The organism is Ruegeria sp. H6, assembly GCF_056532975.1.
This window is the reverse complement of record NZ_JBQFOA010000006.1, coordinates 123337-139116: the sequence shown is the minus strand read 5'-3', so window position 1 is coordinate 139116 and position 15780 is coordinate 123337. Positions and strand designations below refer to the sequence as shown.

18 protein-coding genes are annotated in these 15780 nt (G+C 56.3%); 10 read left to right on the top strand and 8 right to left on the bottom strand.

Annotation, left to right across the window (positions count from 1 at the left end; translation table 11 throughout):
* The first annotated feature begins 88 nt into the window (after nucleotides 1-88).
* Together ACR0AG_RS12690 and secB are read left to right on the top strand one after the other, a co-directional pair.
* Nucleotides 89-577, top strand: a complete 489-nt coding sequence (locus ACR0AG_RS12690; protein WP_480839360.1) for an FxsA family protein — start codon at nucleotides 89-91, stop codon at nucleotides 575-577.
* Nucleotides 578-641: 64 nt separating this feature from the next.
* Nucleotides 642-1148 carry a protein-export chaperone SecB gene (gene secB / locus ACR0AG_RS12685; protein WP_480839358.1) on the top strand — a complete coding sequence of 169 codons (507 nt, stop codon included), beginning with the start codon at nucleotides 642-644 and terminating at the stop codon, nucleotides 1146-1148.
* 24 nt (nucleotides 1149-1172) lie between these two features.
* Here the strand turns inward: secB and dnaQ are convergent, their stop codons facing one another.
* The 4 genes from dnaQ to ACR0AG_RS12665 are packed head-to-tail and all read right to left on the bottom strand — an operon-like array spanning nucleotide 1173 to nucleotide 3910.
* A complete protein-coding gene (gene dnaQ, locus ACR0AG_RS12680; protein WP_480839356.1) occupies nucleotides 1173-1898 on the bottom strand; it encodes a DNA polymerase III subunit epsilon in 726 nt (241 codons plus the stop codon).
* Nucleotides 1891-2484, bottom strand: coding sequence for a dephospho-CoA kinase (gene coaE / locus ACR0AG_RS12675; protein ID WP_480839354.1), 594 nt, complete (start codon nucleotides 2482-2484; stop codon nucleotides 1891-1893). The genes dnaQ and coaE overlap by 8 nt, the downstream gene beginning before the upstream one ends.
* A complete protein-coding gene (locus ACR0AG_RS12670; protein WP_480839352.1) occupies nucleotides 2481-3314 on the bottom strand; it encodes a shikimate dehydrogenase in 834 nt (277 codons plus the stop codon). The genes coaE and ACR0AG_RS12670 overlap by 4 nt, the downstream gene beginning before the upstream one ends.
* Nucleotides 3311-3910, bottom strand: coding sequence for a Maf family protein (locus tag ACR0AG_RS12665; protein WP_480839350.1), 600 nt, complete (start codon nucleotides 3908-3910; stop codon nucleotides 3311-3313). Before ACR0AG_RS12665 ends, ACR0AG_RS12670 begins: the two co-directional genes overlap by 4 nt.
* Before the next feature lie 404 nt (nucleotides 3911-4314).
* On the opposite strand from ACR0AG_RS12665, the gene ACR0AG_RS12660 reads away from it, so the two are divergent.
* From ACR0AG_RS12660 to ACR0AG_RS12630, 7 genes are all read left to right on the top strand, one after another.
* Nucleotides 4315-4764: a CopD family protein gene (locus tag ACR0AG_RS12660; RefSeq protein WP_480839348.1), complete on the top strand. Its 450-nt coding sequence runs from the start codon at nucleotides 4315-4317 to the stop codon at nucleotides 4762-4764.
* A gap of 223 nt (nucleotides 4765-4987) precedes the next feature.
* Entirely contained in the window at nucleotides 4988-6259 is a 1272-nt protein-coding gene (gene rho, locus ACR0AG_RS12655) for a transcription termination factor Rho (protein ID WP_480550441.1), read from the top strand.
* 30 nt (nucleotides 6260-6289) lie between these two features.
* A complete protein-coding gene (gene mnmE, locus ACR0AG_RS12650) occupies nucleotides 6290-7576 on the top strand; it encodes a tRNA uridine-5-carboxymethylaminomethyl(34) synthesis GTPase MnmE (protein WP_480839346.1) in 1287 nt (428 codons plus the stop codon).
* A gap of 12 nt (nucleotides 7577-7588) precedes the next feature.
* Entirely contained in the window at nucleotides 7589-9457 is a 1869-nt protein-coding gene (gene mnmG / locus ACR0AG_RS12645; protein WP_480839344.1) for a tRNA uridine-5-carboxymethylaminomethyl(34) synthesis enzyme MnmG, read from the top strand.
* A complete protein-coding gene (gene rsmG, locus ACR0AG_RS12640; RefSeq protein WP_480839342.1) occupies nucleotides 9454-10065 on the top strand; it encodes a 16S rRNA (guanine(527)-N(7))-methyltransferase RsmG in 612 nt (203 codons plus the stop codon). The genes mnmG and rsmG overlap by 4 nt, the downstream gene beginning before the upstream one ends.
* Entirely contained in the window at nucleotides 10058-10861 is an 804-nt protein-coding gene (locus ACR0AG_RS12635; RefSeq protein ID WP_480839340.1) for a ParA family protein, read from the top strand. Before rsmG ends, ACR0AG_RS12635 begins: the two co-directional genes overlap by 8 nt.
* 20 nt (nucleotides 10862-10881) lie before the next feature.
* Nucleotides 10882-11778 (top strand): ParB/RepB/Spo0J family partition protein, encoded by an 897-nt coding sequence (locus tag ACR0AG_RS12630; protein ID WP_480839338.1) that lies wholly within the window; start codon nucleotides 10882-10884, stop codon nucleotides 11776-11778.
* On the opposite strand, the gene ACR0AG_RS12625 is transcribed toward ACR0AG_RS12630, so the two are convergent.
* The 4 genes from ACR0AG_RS12625 to rph are packed head-to-tail and all read right to left on the bottom strand — an operon-like array spanning nucleotide 11768 to nucleotide 14594.
* Nucleotides 11768-12121 carry a YbaN family protein gene (locus ACR0AG_RS12625; RefSeq protein ID WP_480839336.1) on the bottom strand — a complete coding sequence of 118 codons (354 nt, stop codon included), beginning with the start codon at nucleotides 12119-12121 and terminating at the stop codon, nucleotides 11768-11770. The two genes, ACR0AG_RS12630 and ACR0AG_RS12625, sit on opposite strands and share 11 nt — an antisense overlap.
* A gap of 4 nt (nucleotides 12122-12125) precedes the next feature.
* Nucleotides 12126-13280 (bottom strand): radical SAM family heme chaperone HemW, encoded by a 1155-nt coding sequence (gene hemW / locus ACR0AG_RS12620; RefSeq protein ID WP_480839334.1) that lies wholly within the window; start codon nucleotides 13278-13280, stop codon nucleotides 12126-12128.
* Nucleotides 13270-13884 carry an RdgB/HAM1 family non-canonical purine NTP pyrophosphatase gene (gene rdgB / locus ACR0AG_RS12615; protein ID WP_480839332.1) on the bottom strand — a complete coding sequence of 205 codons (615 nt, stop codon included), beginning with the start codon at nucleotides 13882-13884 and terminating at the stop codon, nucleotides 13270-13272. The genes hemW and rdgB overlap by 11 nt, the downstream gene beginning before the upstream one ends.
* Entirely contained in the window at nucleotides 13881-14594 is a 714-nt protein-coding gene (gene rph, locus ACR0AG_RS12610; protein WP_480430059.1) for a ribonuclease PH, read from the bottom strand. The genes rdgB and rph overlap by 4 nt, the downstream gene beginning before the upstream one ends.
* A gap of 111 nt (nucleotides 14595-14705) precedes the next feature.
* Here rph and hrcA point away from each other — a divergent pair, with 111 nt between their 5' ends.
* Nucleotides 14706-15770 (top strand): heat-inducible transcriptional repressor HrcA, encoded by a 1065-nt coding sequence (hrcA, locus tag ACR0AG_RS12605; RefSeq protein WP_480839330.1) that lies wholly within the window; start codon nucleotides 14706-14708, stop codon nucleotides 15768-15770.
* Nucleotides 15771-15780 lie beyond the last annotated feature (10 nt).

Below are 15780 nucleotides of genomic sequence, written 5' to 3'. Positions count from 1 at the left end.
GGGACTTTGTGTCCACGGCCTCAAGCCACTATGTAGGTGACAGAAGGCGGCAAGTCCACAGCCCGGCCTATGCTAAAGGATAACGCAAATGTACCTGTTCCTGGCTTTTTTGTTGGTTCCGATCATCGAGATCGCCCTGTTCATTCAGGTCGGCGGTCTGATCGGGCTGTGGCCAACCCTGGGCATTGTGGTGCTGACCGCCGTATTGGGGACCGCATTGGTCCGCACGCAAGGGCGCATGGCGCTGGCCAATCTGCAGCGCTCCTTTGCGCAACTTGACGACCCGACCGAGCCGCTGGCCCATGGTGCAATGATCCTGCTGTCGGGGGTTTTGCTGCTGACGCCGGGGTTCTTTACCGATGCGGTGGGCTTTGCGCTGCTGATCCCGCCTGTGCGGGTTGCTGTTTTCAGGTATCTCAAGTCCAAGGCCACCATCACCCATTTTCAGATGGGCAGCGCGCAATTCGGTGACCGGGGCCCCGCATTTGGCGAAGATGATGTCATTGACGGTGAATTTACCGAGGTTCGGCCCCGCAAGGACCCCTCAAAACCATCGAAATGGGTCGAAGGCCCGTGAGTTGCATTGAGGTACCGCGCCCAACTTGCTAAGCAATGGCGGATTTTAGTTTTGGAGTAGTTTCATGGCCGAAGAAGACGCCAAGGAAAACACAGCGGCGCAGGCCGCACCTCAGGTTCAAATGCGCGTTCTGGGACAGTTCATCCGTGACATGTCCTTTGAGAACGTGATGGCCCAAAAGGGCGTATCGGGCGAAGTTCAGCCCGAGATTGCCGTGCAGGTCAACCTGGACGCAAAAAAGCGCCCGCAGGATCATCAGTTCGAAGTGTCGATCAAGCTGAACCTGACATCCAAGGCCAAAGGCATGGAAGATGTCCTGTTCCTGTGCGAGCTGGATTATTGCGGTCTGTTCCACGTCGAAGGCGTCGCCGAAGATCAGCTGCACCCGTTCCTGATGATCGAGTGCCCGCGGATGCTGTTCCCGTTCCTGCGCCGCATCGTCGGCGACATCACCCGCGATGGCGGCTTCCCGCCGGTGAATCTGGACAATATCGATTTCGTGGCCCTGTACCGCAACGAGCTGATGCGCCGTCAGGCCGCCGCTCAGCAAGACGAGACATCGCAAGCGTAAGCTTCCTGTCCCCGCGCCTGATCTTTATCCGGCGCGGGTCCACAGGGCGTTGTCGCCCAGTTTTTCGACAAATGCCTCATGGGCTGCGCGCTCATCTTCCGTGATCCGGGAAGACAAAGCCGTGGCACGTGGCGTCGGGCGCCAATCTTCGCCGCCCCCTGCGGATGTAGCGGTCGAGGATGACAGGCCGAAATCAGGCTGCCGCCCACCGATCAGTTCCAGATAGACCTCGGCCAGAATTTCCGAGTCCAAAAGCGCGCCGTGCAGAACACGGTTCGAATTGTCGATATTGAACCGACGACACAGCGCATCCAATGAGGCCGGGGACCCCGGAAACCGTTTACGCGCAATCGCCAGCGTATCAAGCGCCTGGTCCATCGGGATCGGCGGCAGACCCATCCATTTCAGCTCGGCGTTCAGGAATTTCATGTCGAAGGACGCGTTGTGGATCACCAGTTTTGCGTCGCCGACAAAATCGCGGAACCCCTGACCGACCTTGGCGAAAACCGGCTTGTCTTTCAGCGTGACTTCACCTTTTTCCGGTGGGCGCGGGGCCTCCAGCAGGTCCGGGCCAATGCCGTGCACGCCAAACGCCTCTTCGGGCATAGACCGTTCGGGGTTGATATAGACATGGTAGGTCTCGCCGGTGGCCACGTGGTTCCACAGTTCGACCGCGCCGATTTCCACAATCCGGTCGCCACTTTCAGGATCAAACCCTGTGGTTTCGGTATCGAGTACAATCTCACGCATCTGCCATCCCCGCCCTGATCTGCCTGACGATATCCTGCACCTGCGCGTGCGCATGGTCCAGAGTGTCGGTGACGATCACATAGTCCGATCGCGCGCATTTTTCGTCATTGGGCATCTGCTTGGACAGGATTTGTTCAAACTGCGCCTCGGACATTGTGCCCCGTGCCATCACCCGGCGTTTTTGTTCATCCGCCGGGATCCGGACACAGGCAACGGCATCCATGGCCGCGTTGCCGCCGGTTTCAAACAGCAGCGGGATATCGAACACCAGAATATCGGCTTTAGCCGATTTCCGGAACGTCGCGCGATCTGCGGCCACCAAAGGGTGCACGATTTCTTCGATCCTTTTCAGGGCAGCCGCATCCTGCGAAATAATCTGTTTCAACGCACCACGATCAACAGCGCCGTCGGATATCGCAGCCGGGAAGACTGACCTCATCGGCTTCACTGCCGCGCCGCCAGCACTGTACAGGCGATGAACCGCCGCGTCGGCGTCCCACAAGGCGCAGCCTTCGGCGACAAACATCTGCGCCGTGGTGCTTTTGCCCATCCCGATTGAGCCTGTCAGGCCAAGCGCAAAGCTCATGCCAGGGCCGCCGCGCGTGTTTCTTCGGTGACCTCGGGGCGGGTGCCGAACCAGCGCTCAAACCCGGGCACGGCCTGATGCAGTAACATGCCAAGCCCATCAACCACGGTGCATCCGGCTTGCTCCGCTTGATGCAACAAGCCTGTCTTCAGCGGTGTGTAAACCAGATCGGTCACCACCGCGCCGGGTTGCAACCCATCCAAAGGCACGCGCAGTTCCGGTTGGCCCTGCATCCCGAGGGATGTGGTGTTGACCACAAGTTCGGCGTTTTCGATCACGTTTCCGGCCTGCACCCAGTCAACGACCGTTATGCGCTGGCCGAACTCTTCTTTCAGGTGGTCGGCGCGGGTGCGGGTGCGGTTGGTCAAAATGATCTCGGGCACGCCAGCGTCCGCCAATGCAGACAAGATCGCCCGCGATGCCCCACCCGCACCGAACACCACGGCAGGCCCGTCTTTGGGGTTCCAATCCGGCGCACCGCTGCGCAGGTTTTCCATAAACCCGTAACCATCTGTATTGTCAGCATGAATCGACCCGTCGGTACGAAAGACCAGCGTGTTCGCCGCCCCGATGACCGACGCACGGTCCGAGACATGGTCGGCGATCCGCAGCGCGGCCTCTTTATGCGGGACGGTCACGTTTGCGCCAACAAATCCGGCCTTCGGCAGCGTTCGCAACACCGTTTCCAAATCCGCCGGGGCCACATCCATCGGAACATAGTGACCGGCCAGCCCATAGGTTTTCAGCCAATGGCCATGAAGTTTTGGCGAACGGGAATGTGCCACCGGGTGTCCGATCACCCCAGCCAGAGGAATTCGATGGTCGATCATTGATTGATAACGCCTTTCACAGCCAGATAGTTCAGCAGCTCCAACAGGGGCATACCCAGGACATTAAAGTAGTCGCCTTCAATGGCAGCAAAAAGGCGAACACCTTCTTCTTCCAGTTTATATGCGCCTACGGCGTGGCGAATACTGTCCCAGTTGCGATCAACGTAATCGCGCAGATAAGCATCCGAGCTTGCGCGCATCCGTAATCGCACCTGACCGACATGGCGCCAAATCGGCTCGCCATCCTGATAGATGACAGCCGCGGACAACAGCATATGCCGCTTGCCGCGCATCTGTTTAAGCTGGGCAAAAGCCTCATCCGGCGCGTTGGGTTTGGACAAAAGCGTGCCTTCGAAATCCAGAACCTGATCGCATCCCAGCACCATTGCCCCTGGGGTTTTGTCACTGACCTTACGCGCCTTCATTTCGGCCAGCGTATCTGCTATATCCCGTGGTGTCGCACCTTCTGCCATAAGGCTGCGCTTTATGGTGTCTTCATCAATCCGCGCCGTTTGAACGGAAAAAGGCACCGCCGCGTTTTCAAGCAGCTGTGCGCGGATCGCCGATCCGGATGCCAGGATGATGGGGACAGTCATGTGGAAAACCCCGTGCGTAAATCATTGAGTGTTCTTGAGTGCTTTGTATGGCTTTCCTGTTGACACGCAACCCTGGGAATTTCGCCAAAAACTTCTCCGAGTCGCTCAGGATGTTTCCCGATGGGACAAGGATAACTTTGTCCTTGGGGGTTTCGCCATTATCCCGGTTTACCCCTGCACTTATCCCCAGAACGCTCATATTGATTTCATAGTAACTATATGTTTTTAATATACATTTCTAGAAGTTCACAAAATTCGATTTAAACTCTGCAATGCTATCCACCTGGGGAAAACCCTTGGGTAAATGAATAATCCACGGATTCCGGTCTCCCTACAAAACCATCATCCTTTTTCTTTTCTATTTTTTTTATTAGGGATGACCCGATCACAAAGCCGAGGCCGAAATGACCGATCTACTTTTTACGATCTACCCCTGGGTGAAGGCACTTCATATCATGGCCGTGATCGCGTGGATGGCCGGTCTGTTCTATTTGCCCAGACTGTTCGTCTATCACGTAGAAAAGGCCCAAGCAGTCGACGGGGCGCAAGAGATTTTCTTTGAAATGGAAGAAAAGCTGCTTCGGGTGATCATGCGACCTGCCAGCATTGCGGTGTGGGTCTGCGGATTGATCATGGTGTTCACGCCGGGCATCGTCAGCTGGGACTGGGCCTGGCCCTGGGTCAAGGGTGCGGCCGTGATCGGGATGACTTGGTTTCATCATTGGCTGATGGCGCGGCGCAAAGACTTGGCTGCGGGCCGAAATACGCTCACAGGGCGGCAGTATCGCATGATGAACGAGGTTCCCACCGTTTTGATGGTTATCATCGTCCTGTCGGTCGTTCTGAAGTTCTAGGCACATTACGTCTTCTTAAATCGAAGATGGATTCAAATGCGCGTTCGACCGAAAGGAAAGGCAGCGTGTTTCGATGCAGGTCAGACATAATGTGTTACCATGCGCCGTTTGACTCTGCCCCTGTCGCCGCTTATGTAGGGGTCAACACGCCCGTCCGGGCGGCGTATCTTCCGTACTGAAACTCCACTTCGTGCCGCGCTGATTGCGGCGAAGGTTATATATCATGACAACTGAATCCCTGAATCTGGCTGATCTGAAGGCCAAAAGCCCTAAAGACCTTCTGGCGATGGCCGAAGAGCTGGAGATCGAAAACGCCTCGACCATGCGCAAGGGCGAGATGATGTTCCAGATCCTGCGCGAACGCGCGGATGAAGGCTGGACCGTTGGCGGTGACGGCGTGCTTGAGGTCTTGCAGGATGGCTTCGGCTTTCTGCGCTCGCCCGAGGCGAACTATCTGCCGGGTCCTGACGACATTTATGTTTCGCCCGATATGATCCGCCAGCACTCTCTGCGGACCGGTGACACGGTTGAAGGTGAGATCAAGGCACCTGACGACAATGAGCGTTACTTTGCGCTGACCAAGGTCACAAAGATCAACTTTGAAGACCCCGAAAAGGCCAAGCACAAGATCCTGTTCGACAACCTGACGCCTCTGTACCCCGATGAGCGTCTGAAGATGGAAATCGAGGATCCGACCATCAAAGACAAGTCAGCCCGTGTGATCGACCTTGTCTCGCCCATCGGTAAAGGCCAACGGTCGCTGATCGTGGCCCCACCGCGGACGGGTAAAACCGTGATCCTTCAGAACATCGCGCATTCGATCGAACAGAACCACCCCGAGTGCTACCTGATCGTCCTGCTGATCGACGAACGCCCCGAAGAGGTGACCGATATGCAGCGCTCGGTGAAGGGTGAGGTTGTGTCTTCGACCTTCGATGAACCTGCGACCCGTCACGTGGCCGTGTCGGAAATGGTCATCGAAAAAGCCAAGCGTTTGGTCGAGCACAAACGAGATGTTGTTATTCTTCTCGACTCGATCACAAGACTTGGTAGAGCCTTTAACACCGTGGTGCCGTCCTCGGGTAAAGTTCTGACCGGTGGTGTGGATGCAAACGCGCTGCAACGCCCCAAGCGTTTCTTTGGTGCGGCACGGAACATCGAAGAGGGTGGCTCGCTGACCATCATCGCCACCGCGCTGATCGATACCGGCAGCCGGATGGACGAGGTGATCTTTGAAGAATTCAAAGGCACGGGTAACTCGGAGATTGTTCTGGATCGCAAGATCGCCGACAAACGCGTGTTCCCGGCCATCGACATCCTCAAGTCCGGCACAAGGAAAGAGGACCTGCTTGTGGACAAGGGCGATCTGGCGAAGACCTTTGTCCTGCGCCGTATCCTCAACCCGATGGGCACCACCGATGCCATCGAGTTCCTGCTGTCGAAGCTCAAGCAGACGAAGACAAACGGCGAATTCTTCGATTCGATGAATACCTGACACAGGTCTTAACGGACGCGAGGCCTTCGAATGGATACGATATTCGCCTTGGCCAGCGCGCAGGGCAAAGCCGGGGTGGCAGTCATTCGGCTGTCCGGCCCCAAGGCGCATTTTGCTGCCGCCCAATTGACCGGTGGGGATTTACCTGCACGTGGAATGCGGGTCAGGACTCTCCATGGTGCGGAAAAAGACCGTCTGGATGATGGCCTGGTCTTAACATTCCAGGCCCCGTCCAGCTTTACCGGCGAGGATGTGGCGGAGTTACAGATACATGGCAGCACCGCGTCTGTTGATGCGGTTTTGCGGTGTCTGTCGGATATCGAAGACCTGCGCCTGGCCGAACCTGGTGAATTCACGCGTCGCGCGCTGGAAAACGGCAAGATGGATCTGGCGCAAGTCGAAGGTCTGGCCGATCTGATCGACGCCGAGACCGAGGCGCAGCGCAAGCAGGCCCAGACGATTTTGTCAGGTGGTCTTGGGTCTCTGGTAGAACGCTGGCGCCGTGATCTGATCCGTGCAGCGTCGCTGTTGGAGGCGGTGATCGACTTTGCCGATGAAGAAGTTCCCACGGACGTCACACCGGAAGTGCGCGATTTGATCAGCGGCGTTCGGGCCGACCTTGAGAAAGAGGCCAAGGGCGTTCTGATCGCGGAGCGGGTTCGCAACGGGTTCGAGGTTGCAATTGTCGGATTGCCGAATGCCGGCAAATCCACGCTGTTGAACGCGCTGGCCGGACGGGACGCGGCGATAACCTCGGAATATGCCGGCACCACGCGCGATGTCATTGAAGTGCGTATGGACCTGTCAGGGCTGCCGGTGACGCTGCTGGATACCGCCGGGTTGCGCGAAACCGACGATCATGTTGAAAGCCTTGGAATTGAACTGGCCCGCAAACGTGCAGACGCCGCCGACCTGCGCGTGTTCCTGGCTGATGAAATCAGCGACCTTGGGGTTGCCATGCAGGATGGTGATATACAGGTCTTTCCGAAATCTGACCTGCGCGAAGGGTCCGAAGGCGGAATCTCGGGCAAAACCGGGCAGGGGATTGATCAGCTTATCCGCAATATATCGCGTGTTTTGGCAGGGCGAACTACTAGCCATGGTATTGCGACACGCGAGCGCCACCGGGTTGCGCTCAACAAAGCGATAGATGCGCTGATCGCTGCTCGGGCTGTTCTGGAATCGGGACCAGATCTGTATGATATAGCAGCAGAAGAGCTTCGTACCGCGGTGCGGGCGTTGGAATCTCTGGTTGGAAGAATAGATGTCGAGACGTTGCTTGACGAAATATTCTCAAGTTTCTGTCTGGGTAAGTAAGGAGTGTTTCACGTGAAACATTCGGATTTTGATGTTGTTGTCATCGGGGCCGGCCACGCCGGAACCGAAGCTGCTCATGCCGCAGCCCGGATGGGTGCCAATACCGCGTTGGTGACCTTGTCCGAGCGGGACATAGGCGTGATGTCCTGCAATCCGGCTATCGGAGGCCTGGGAAAAGGCCATTTGGTACGCGAGATAGATGCGCTGGATGGTGTTATGGGGCGTGTTGCGGACGAGGCGGGGATTCAGTTTCGATTGTTGAATCGGCGCAAAGGGCCAGCTGTGCAAGGGCCTAGAGCACAAGCTGACCGCGCACTCTACCGTCAGGCCATGCAGGCAGAAACCAAACGGCAGGAGAAACTGACGGTCATCACCGGCGAGGTCGTTGATTTCCTGATGAAGGGACCCCGTGTTGTTGGCGTCAGGTTGGGGGATGATTCCGAAATCAGGTCAAAAACCGTCATCCTGACATCTGGCACGTTCCTTCGTGGCATCATTCACATCGGCGAAATATCACGCCCGGGTGGCCGTATGGGTGATAAGCCCTCAATAAAGCTGGCAGAACGGCTGGATGGTTTTGATTTGCCCATGGCGCGCCTCAAGACTGGAACGCCTCCCAGATTGGACGGCCGAACAATTGATTGGTCGATTTTGGACAGGCAGAATGGCGATGACGACCCTACGCTGTTTTCTTTTATGTCCAGGGCAGTCACAGCGCCCCAGATCGCATGTGGCGTTACTCATACCAACGCCCGCACTCACGAGATAATCGAGCAAAACCTGTCTAAATCTGCGATGTATGGCGGTCACATCGATGGGGTTGGGCCGCGATACTGCCCGTCTATCGAAGATAAGATCGTGCGTTTTGCGGACAAAGACTCGCACCAGATCTTTCTTGAACCCGAAGGGGTTGACGATCACACGGTGTATCCAAACGGGATCTCGACGTCACTGCCTGAAGATATTCAGAAAGCTTACGTTCAATCGATCAAGGGATTGGAAAACGCAACAATCCTGCAGCCCGGCTATGCCATCGAATACGATTATGTGGACCCACGGGTACTGACGCTTTCTCTGTCGCTTCCGGAGGTGCCTGGACTATATCTAGCGGGTCAGATCAATGGAACCACAGGATATGAGGAGGCCGCTGCCCAAGGAATGGTTGCGGGCTTGAACGCTGCGCTCGAAGCACAAGGGCGGGATGCTCATCTCTTCACGCGATCCGACAGCTATATCGGTGTGATGATCGACGATCTCACCACACGAGGTGTGGCGGAGCCTTACCGGATGTTCACCTCTCGGGCCGAGTTCCGGCTTTCCTTGCGGGCTGATAATGCGGATCAGCGACTCACTTCAATTGGTATTGAGCTTGGATGTGTCCAGGACGATCGACGGGAAGTGTTCGAAAGCAAGATGGCGTGCCTTGAGACAGCAAAAACCAAACTGAAGGCCAAGACCTTTACACCAAAAGAAATTCGGGGCGCGGGGATCAATGTGAATCAGGATGGAAACCGCAGGGATGCAATGGCAGTACTTGCGTTTCCCGATGTCGGCTTTGACCAGATCATTACCCTTGTTCCAGGGCTGCAGGATACGGATCCCGAAATTCGTCACCAAATTGAACGCGACGCGCTTTACGCGAACTATATTGAGCGCCAGCAGCGAGATGTAGACGCGATGAAGCGCGATGAAGCGCATGCGATTCCTTTAGATTTTGACTATTTCAGTCTTGAAGGGCTGTCGAATGAAATGAAGCAAAAGCTGTCCCAGGCAAAGCCCGCGAATATTGCGCAAGCTGGCAGGGTCGAAGGTGTGACTCCTGCCGCCTTGACGCTAGTCCTCGCCAGGCTTCGGCGGGGAGAGAAAGCGCGCAAAGCATGAGTTTGACGCATACGGACCTCAATGTTTCACGTGAAACATTTGAACGGCTGGAAACATATGTTGAGTTGGTCGAGCGTTGGAATCCGAAGATCAATCTCGTGTCCCGTAACAGCCTGAAAGATATCTGGACGCGCCACATTCAGGATTCGGTCCAGGTATATCGAAACGCTGAACCGGCCGTGCATTGGGTGGATCTTGGAAGCGGCGGCGGGTTTCCCGGTCTGGTCTGTTCGATTATGGCGGTTGGGGACAGTCCGGAAACCCAGTTCACTTTGGTGGAAAGTGATCAGCGGAAGTCCGTTTTTCTTAGAACCGTCGCGCGCGAATGTGGGTTGAAATGTAAAGTCGTCTCCAAGCGAATCGAAGCGATTGAACCACTGGGTGCTGACATTATGTCTGCGCGCGCTCTGGCTGACCTTAGAACACTTATTTCCTTTTGCGATAGGCACTTAAGCCCTTTGGGGGTCGCTTTGTTGCCAAAAGGAGAGGGTTGGAAAAAAGAGCTGGACGACGCGCGCGAGGAATGGAACTTTGAGGTTGATCCCGTTAAGAGTTTGACTGAACCTAACGCCGTTATCCTAAAGATCAGAGGAGTTACCCGTGGTTGATCTGTCTCGCCCCAGCGGACCCAGAATTGTCGCGGTCGCGAACCAGAAAGGCGGGGTGGGGAAGACAACAACTGCGATAAACCTTGCTGCGGCGTTGGCTGAGGCGGGGTGCAGGGTTTTGGTCGTTGATCTGGATCCGCAAGGCAATGCCTCAACCGGGTTGGGTGTCGAGGATCGCGATTGGACGACATATGATCTGATCCTCGATGATGCGCCGCTTGAGGCTGTTGTTCAGGAAACCGAAATCAACAACCTTCTGGTTATTCCGGCAACGGTCGATCTGAGTTCGGCTGATATCGAGCTCATCTCGAACGAAAAGCGAAGCTATCTGCTGCATGACGCGTTGCGGCAAACGGCAATTGACGCGTTTGAGTTGGATTTTGTCCTGGTTGATTGCCCGCCATCCCTCAATCTGTTGACTGTAAACGCTATGGTCGCGGCGCATTCGGTGCTTGTACCGTTGCAGAGTGAATTCTTCGCGCTCGAAGGCTTGTCGCAGCTTATGCTGACCATTCGTGAGGTTCGGCAAACCGCGAATCCGGACCTGAGAATCGAAGGTGTTGTGTTGACCATGTATGACAACCGCAACAACTTGTCCCGTCAGGTTGAAAAGGATGCGCGTGACAATCTGGGTGAGATGGTATTTAAAACCAAAATACCCAGAAATGTCAGGGTCAGCGAGGCGCCGTCTTATGCGCTTCCGGTTTTGCAATACGACTCGGGCTCGTTGGGGGCGATGGCGTATCGGCACTTGGCCCGGGAAGTCATCTACAAGAACAAGAAAGCAGCCGCCTGAGCGGCGGTCAGGAGGGCGAAGTGAGCGCCAAAAAGAGCAAACCCCGAGGGCTGGGGCGCGGGCTTTCCGCGTTGATGGCGGATGTAACAACCGAGGCGGACAATCTGGCAACGTCCGAACCTCGTCGCCCGGACCAAACGGTGCCGATTGAGAAGCTGCAGGCGAACCCGGATCAGCCGCGGAGAACGTTTTCGCAGGATCAGTTGGATGATCTGACAGCATCCATCAAAGAAAAGGGAATTATCCAGCCCCTGATCGTGCGCAAGATCGATGGTGACAAATACGAGATCGTTGCTGGCGAACGGCGTTGGCGCGCCGCTCAAATGGCGCAACTACATGATATCCCAGTCATAATCCGTGATTTCGACGACACCGAAGTGCTTGAAGTCGCCATCATCGAGAACATCCAGCGTGCGGACCTGAATGCGGTGGAAGAGGCCGCTGGTTATCGTCAGTTGATGGACAAGTTTGGACATACTCAGGAAAAACTGTCCGAGGCTTTGGGCAAAAGCCGCAGTCACATCGCCAACCTGATGCGTCTGCTCTCATTGCCGATGGATGTGCAGACCCTGGTGGTCGAAGGCAAACTGTCGGCCGGTCACGCCCGGGCCCTGATCACGGCCGACAACCCATCGGAATTGGCTGCGAAGGTTGTGCGTGAGGGGATGTCCGTCCGGGCGACGGAAAACCTCGTGAAGAAACAGCATCAGTCCGACTCCTCTCAACCCGTGCGTCAGAGTCGCAACCTCAACGCTGGAAAGGATGCAGATACACGGGTGCTGGAAAAGGATTTGTCTGCTATTCTGGCGATGAAGGTTTCGATCAACCACAAGGCTGGCAGTGAAAGCGGGCAGGTGGTCCTGACCTACGAAAATCTGGATCAGCTGGACGACCTTTGTGCCAAGCTTAGCCGTTAGGGCGGGTCCATATAAAGATCATGACGGCGGTTAGGGTAACCGCCTGAATGACCAGTACAAAACTGGGTACTTTCAGAAAAATCGATATGGCAAAGATGGCGGCGACCGATGCAGTAGCCGCCTTTTTTGCTGCAGGTCTGATTGCGCCGGAGCTTTGCCAATCCTGGATCAGTGGTCCAAAGGTTTTATGTGTGATCAGCCAGTGATGCAGCCGAGATGAAGATCGGGCAAAGAAGAAGGCGGCCAAAAGCAGGAATGGAACGGTGGGCAGCAAGGGGAGGACGATTCCGATGACCCCCAATGCAACACAGATCAATCCAAGGCTGGCCCATAGATAACGCAAGAGATTACTCCAACAATTCCCGGATCACAGCGTTCAATACGGCACGGCCTTGTGGGGTGGCGCGCAATGTCTCATCGCGTCGTTCGATCATGCCAATCGATTCGAGGTGGTCCACTTTTGTCCTATCCAAGACGCGACCGGACAGAGACTCATATCTATCAATATTTAGTCCTTCGTTCAAACGGATACACATCATAAGGTATTCATTAGCCTGATCTTCAGAGGGCAGAGTAGTTCGACCGGATTCGCCATTTCCTTCGGACGCAGACTTTAACCATCGCGCTGGGTTCAGGAAGGTTTCTGTGGCGATCTTTTGGCCATCTAACGTAATCCGCCCATGCGCGCCGGGCCCTATGCCAACATAATCCCCGTATCTCCAATAGATCAGGTTATGTTGCGATTCCGCGCCCGGGCGCGCGTGGTTGGAAACCTCATAGGCTGGAAGCCCACGTTTTTCGCAAATCTCCTGTGTTGCCAGATACATATCGGCGGCGCTGTCATCTTCGGGCAGGCCGGACAGCTTACCAATCGCATAGCGATCGCCAAAGGCGGTGCCTTCTTCGATCGTCAATTGATAGAGGGACAGGTGATCAACCGCCATCGACAGCGCCTCGTTCAGCTCAGATTGCCAGGCTTCGGGCGTCTGGTGCTGGCGTGCGTAGATGAGGTCAAAAGAGACTCTATCAAAGCAGTTTCTAGCAATTTCGTAGGCGGCGCGGGCCTCTTGAACCGAGTGGATTCGGCCCAAACGGCGGAGATCATCATCGTTCAGCGCCTGCACGCCCATCGAGATGCGATTGACGCCAGCATCGCGATAGGCGGTAAATCGGCCAGCCTCGACCGAACCGGGATTGGCCTCAAGCGTGATTTCCATGTCGTTGGCTGGGCGCCATAGGGCGCGGGCGGTGTCGATCACCGCGGCAACGGTTTCCGGGTTCATGAGCGAAGGTGTGCCGCCGCCAAAGAAAATCGTATTCAATACCCGGTCGGGTGTTTCGGTGGCTGAGCGGTGAAGTTCGCTCAGATATGCGTCAAGCCATTGTTTCTGATCGATATTTCGCGAAACATGGCTGTTGAAATCGCAATAGGGGCATTTGGCCTCGCAAAAGGGCCAATGCACATACAGGCCAAAGCCCCCGTTGCGCCAATCATCTGCCAAAGCAGCCCTTCACGAACATTTCCACCGCGCGACCGCGATGGCTGATCTTGTTCTTTTCCCAGCGATCCATTTCCGCAAAGGTAATGTCGTGACCTTCGGGAACAAACATTGGGTCATAGCCGAACCCGCCTTCGCCCCGGATCGGCCAGACAAGATGACCGGGGGCAATGCCCTCGAACACCTCATCATGCCCGTCGGGCCAGGCCAGCACCAGCGTGCTGCGGAATTGCGCGGCGCGAGGGTGGGGGGCGTTTTTTGCCTCCAACTCTGTATGGGCGCGGGTCATCGCCATCAGGAAATCGCGGCCATTGCCTGTTTCCGCCCAATCGGCAGTGTAGACGCCGGGCGCGCCGTTCAAGGCATCAATGGTGATGCCGGAATCATCGGACAACGCAGGCAGGCCGGTTGCTTTGGCGGCGGCATGGGCCTTGATCCGGGCGTTACCGACAAAAGTGTCTTCGGTTTCTTCCGGTTCGGGCAGGTTCATTTCACCAGCACCAACAACCGTTACCCCAAAAGGTTCGAGCAGATGCGCCATCTCCTCAAGCTTGCCTTTGTTATGGGTGGCGACCAGCAGCTTGTCGCCTTCGAACCTGCGTGTCATGCGGTGGCGGCCTTTTGCGCGGCAGCCAGTTCAGATACGCCTTTTTCAGCTAAATCCATCAGCTGATCCATCTGCGCCCGGCTAAAGACTGAGCCTTCGGCGCTCATCTGCACTTCGATCAGCTTGCCTGATCCGGTCATGATGAAGTTGCCATCCACGCCCGCTTCGCTGTCTTCGGGGTAGTCCAGATCCAGAACCGGCTGACCGGCATAGATGCCACAGGACACGGCGGCGACCGGGTCAACCAGCGGGTCAGAAATCACGTCACCCGCTTTCATCAGCTTGTTCACCGCCAGCCGCAGCGCCACCCAACCTCCGGTGATCGACGCGCAACGGGTGCCGCCATCGGCCTGAATCACATCACAGTCGACGGTGATCTGACGTTCACCCAGCGCAACCCGATCCACCCCTGCGCGCAGGGCGCGGCCAATCAGTCGCTGGATTTCCACGGTGCGCCCGCCTTGTTTGCCGCTGGCGGCCTCGCGCCGCATCCGGGTGTTGGTCGCGCGGGGCAGCATGCCGTATTCGGCGGTGACCCAACCCAGACCAGAGCCTTTGATGAAGGGCGGCACACGATCCTCGATCGTGGCAGTACACAGCACATGCGTGTCACCCATCTTGATCAGGCAAGACCCTTCGGCATGTTTGGTAAAGCCCGTCTCAATTGAAACGGCGCGCATTTCGTTTAGATCACGTCCTGAGGGTCGCATGGGAATTCCTTTGTTTGATGGGTTGGGGATAACGCCCCGCGGCGTTACGATGCAACCCCGATTGACCTTTCATTTGCCTGCGATTTAATGACGACCAGCAGGGGAAGATGCATGAGCGAAGCAAGCAAAATCCTGAACGAGATGAACGAGCGGTCGCGCGAGGTGTTTCGGCTGATCGTCGAAAGCTATCTGGAAAGCGGGGAACCAGTCGGCAGCCGCACCCTGACACGCACCCTGTCGGAAAAAGTCAGCGCTGCGACGGTGCGCAACGTGATGCAGGATCTTGAGTTTCTGGGACTGCTCGACAGCCCCCATGTCAGCGCCGGTCGGATCCCCACGCAGCAGGGGCTGCGCATGTTCGTGGACGGTTTGCTTGAGGTCGGGGATCTTGGCGATGACGATCGGCAGAAACTGGATGAGACTTTCGGCTCTAACGCTGGGGATGTGGGCGGAATGCTGGACCGTGTGGGGTCTGCGCTGTCTCATGTCACTCAGGGCGCGTCGCTGGTTCTGACGCCGAAGCATGAGGCGGAAATCAAACATATCGAGTTCGTCTCATTGGGTCATGATCGTGCTTTGGTTGTTTTGGTGTTTTCTGACGGGCATGTGGAAAACCGGCTGTTCACGCCACCGCCCGGACAAACGCCAAGTTCCATGCGCGAGGCCGCGAACTTTCTGAATGCACTGATTGAAGGCCGCACTCTCAGCGATGTGCGGCGGCAGATGCAAAATCAAATCGATGCGCGGAAGCAGGAAATTGACGTGCTGGCGCGCGCGATGGTCGATAGCGGCATGGCCGCCTGGGACGGGAACGGGGGCGACTCGGCCCGGTTGATCGTGCGCGGGCGGTCGAATCTGCTGGGTGAGTCGGGTGAAGCCGAAGAACTGGACCGCATCCGCACGCTGTTTGACGACCTGGAACGCAAGCGCGACATCGCTGAATTTCTGGAACTGACCGAAGATGGCGAAGGTGTGCGCATTTTTATCGGCTCTGAGAACAAACTTTTCTCACTTTCGGGTTCCTCTTTGGTGGTGTCTCCTTATATGAACGCTGATCGAAAGATAATCGGTGCGGTTGGGGTCATTGGGCCAACACGTCTGAATTACGGACGGATTGTACCGATCGTGGATTATACAGCACAACTGGTTGGCAAGTTGATTTCCGACCGGAGCTAGAGGGTAAGAG

Excerpts from the sequence above, each read along its gene's own strand:
- ACR0AG_RS12690 (WP_480839360.1), top strand. The coding sequence starts at position 89 with ATGTACCTGTTCCTGGCTTTTTTGTTGGTTCCGATCATCGAGATCGCC.
- secB (WP_480839358.1), top strand. The coding sequence starts at position 642 with ATGGCCGAAGAAGACGCCAAGGAAAACACAGCGGCGCAGGCCGCACCT.
- dnaQ (WP_480839356.1), bottom strand. The coding sequence starts at position 1,898 with ATGCGTGAGATTGTACTCGATACCGAAACCACAGGGTTTGATCCTGAA.
- coaE (WP_480839354.1), bottom strand. The coding sequence starts at position 2,484 with ATGAGCTTTGCGCTTGGCCTGACAGGCTCAATCGGGATGGGCAAAAGC.
- ACR0AG_RS12670 (WP_480839352.1), bottom strand. The coding sequence starts at position 3,314 with ATGATCGACCATCGAATTCCTCTGGCTGGGGTGATCGGACACCCGGTG.
- ACR0AG_RS12665 (WP_480839350.1), bottom strand. The coding sequence starts at position 3,910 with ATGACTGTCCCCATCATCCTGGCATCCGGATCGGCGATCCGCGCACAG.
- ACR0AG_RS12660 (WP_480839348.1), top strand. The coding sequence starts at position 4,315 with ATGACCGATCTACTTTTTACGATCTACCCCTGGGTGAAGGCACTTCAT.
- rho (WP_480550441.1), top strand. The coding sequence starts at position 4,988 with ATGACAACTGAATCCCTGAATCTGGCTGATCTGAAGGCCAAAAGCCCT.
- mnmE (WP_480839346.1), top strand. The coding sequence starts at position 6,290 with ATGGATACGATATTCGCCTTGGCCAGCGCGCAGGGCAAAGCCGGGGTG.
- rsmG (WP_480839342.1), top strand. The coding sequence starts at position 9,454 with ATGAGTTTGACGCATACGGACCTCAATGTTTCACGTGAAACATTTGAA.
- rdgB (WP_480839332.1), bottom strand. The coding sequence starts at position 13,884 with ATGACACGCAGGTTCGAAGGCGACAAGCTGCTGGTCGCCACCCATAAC.
- rph (WP_480430059.1), bottom strand. The coding sequence starts at position 14,594 with ATGCGACCCTCAGGACGTGATCTAAACGAAATGCGCGCCGTTTCAATT.
- hrcA (WP_480839330.1), top strand. The coding sequence starts at position 14,706 with ATGAGCGAAGCAAGCAAAATCCTGAACGAGATGAACGAGCGGTCGCGC.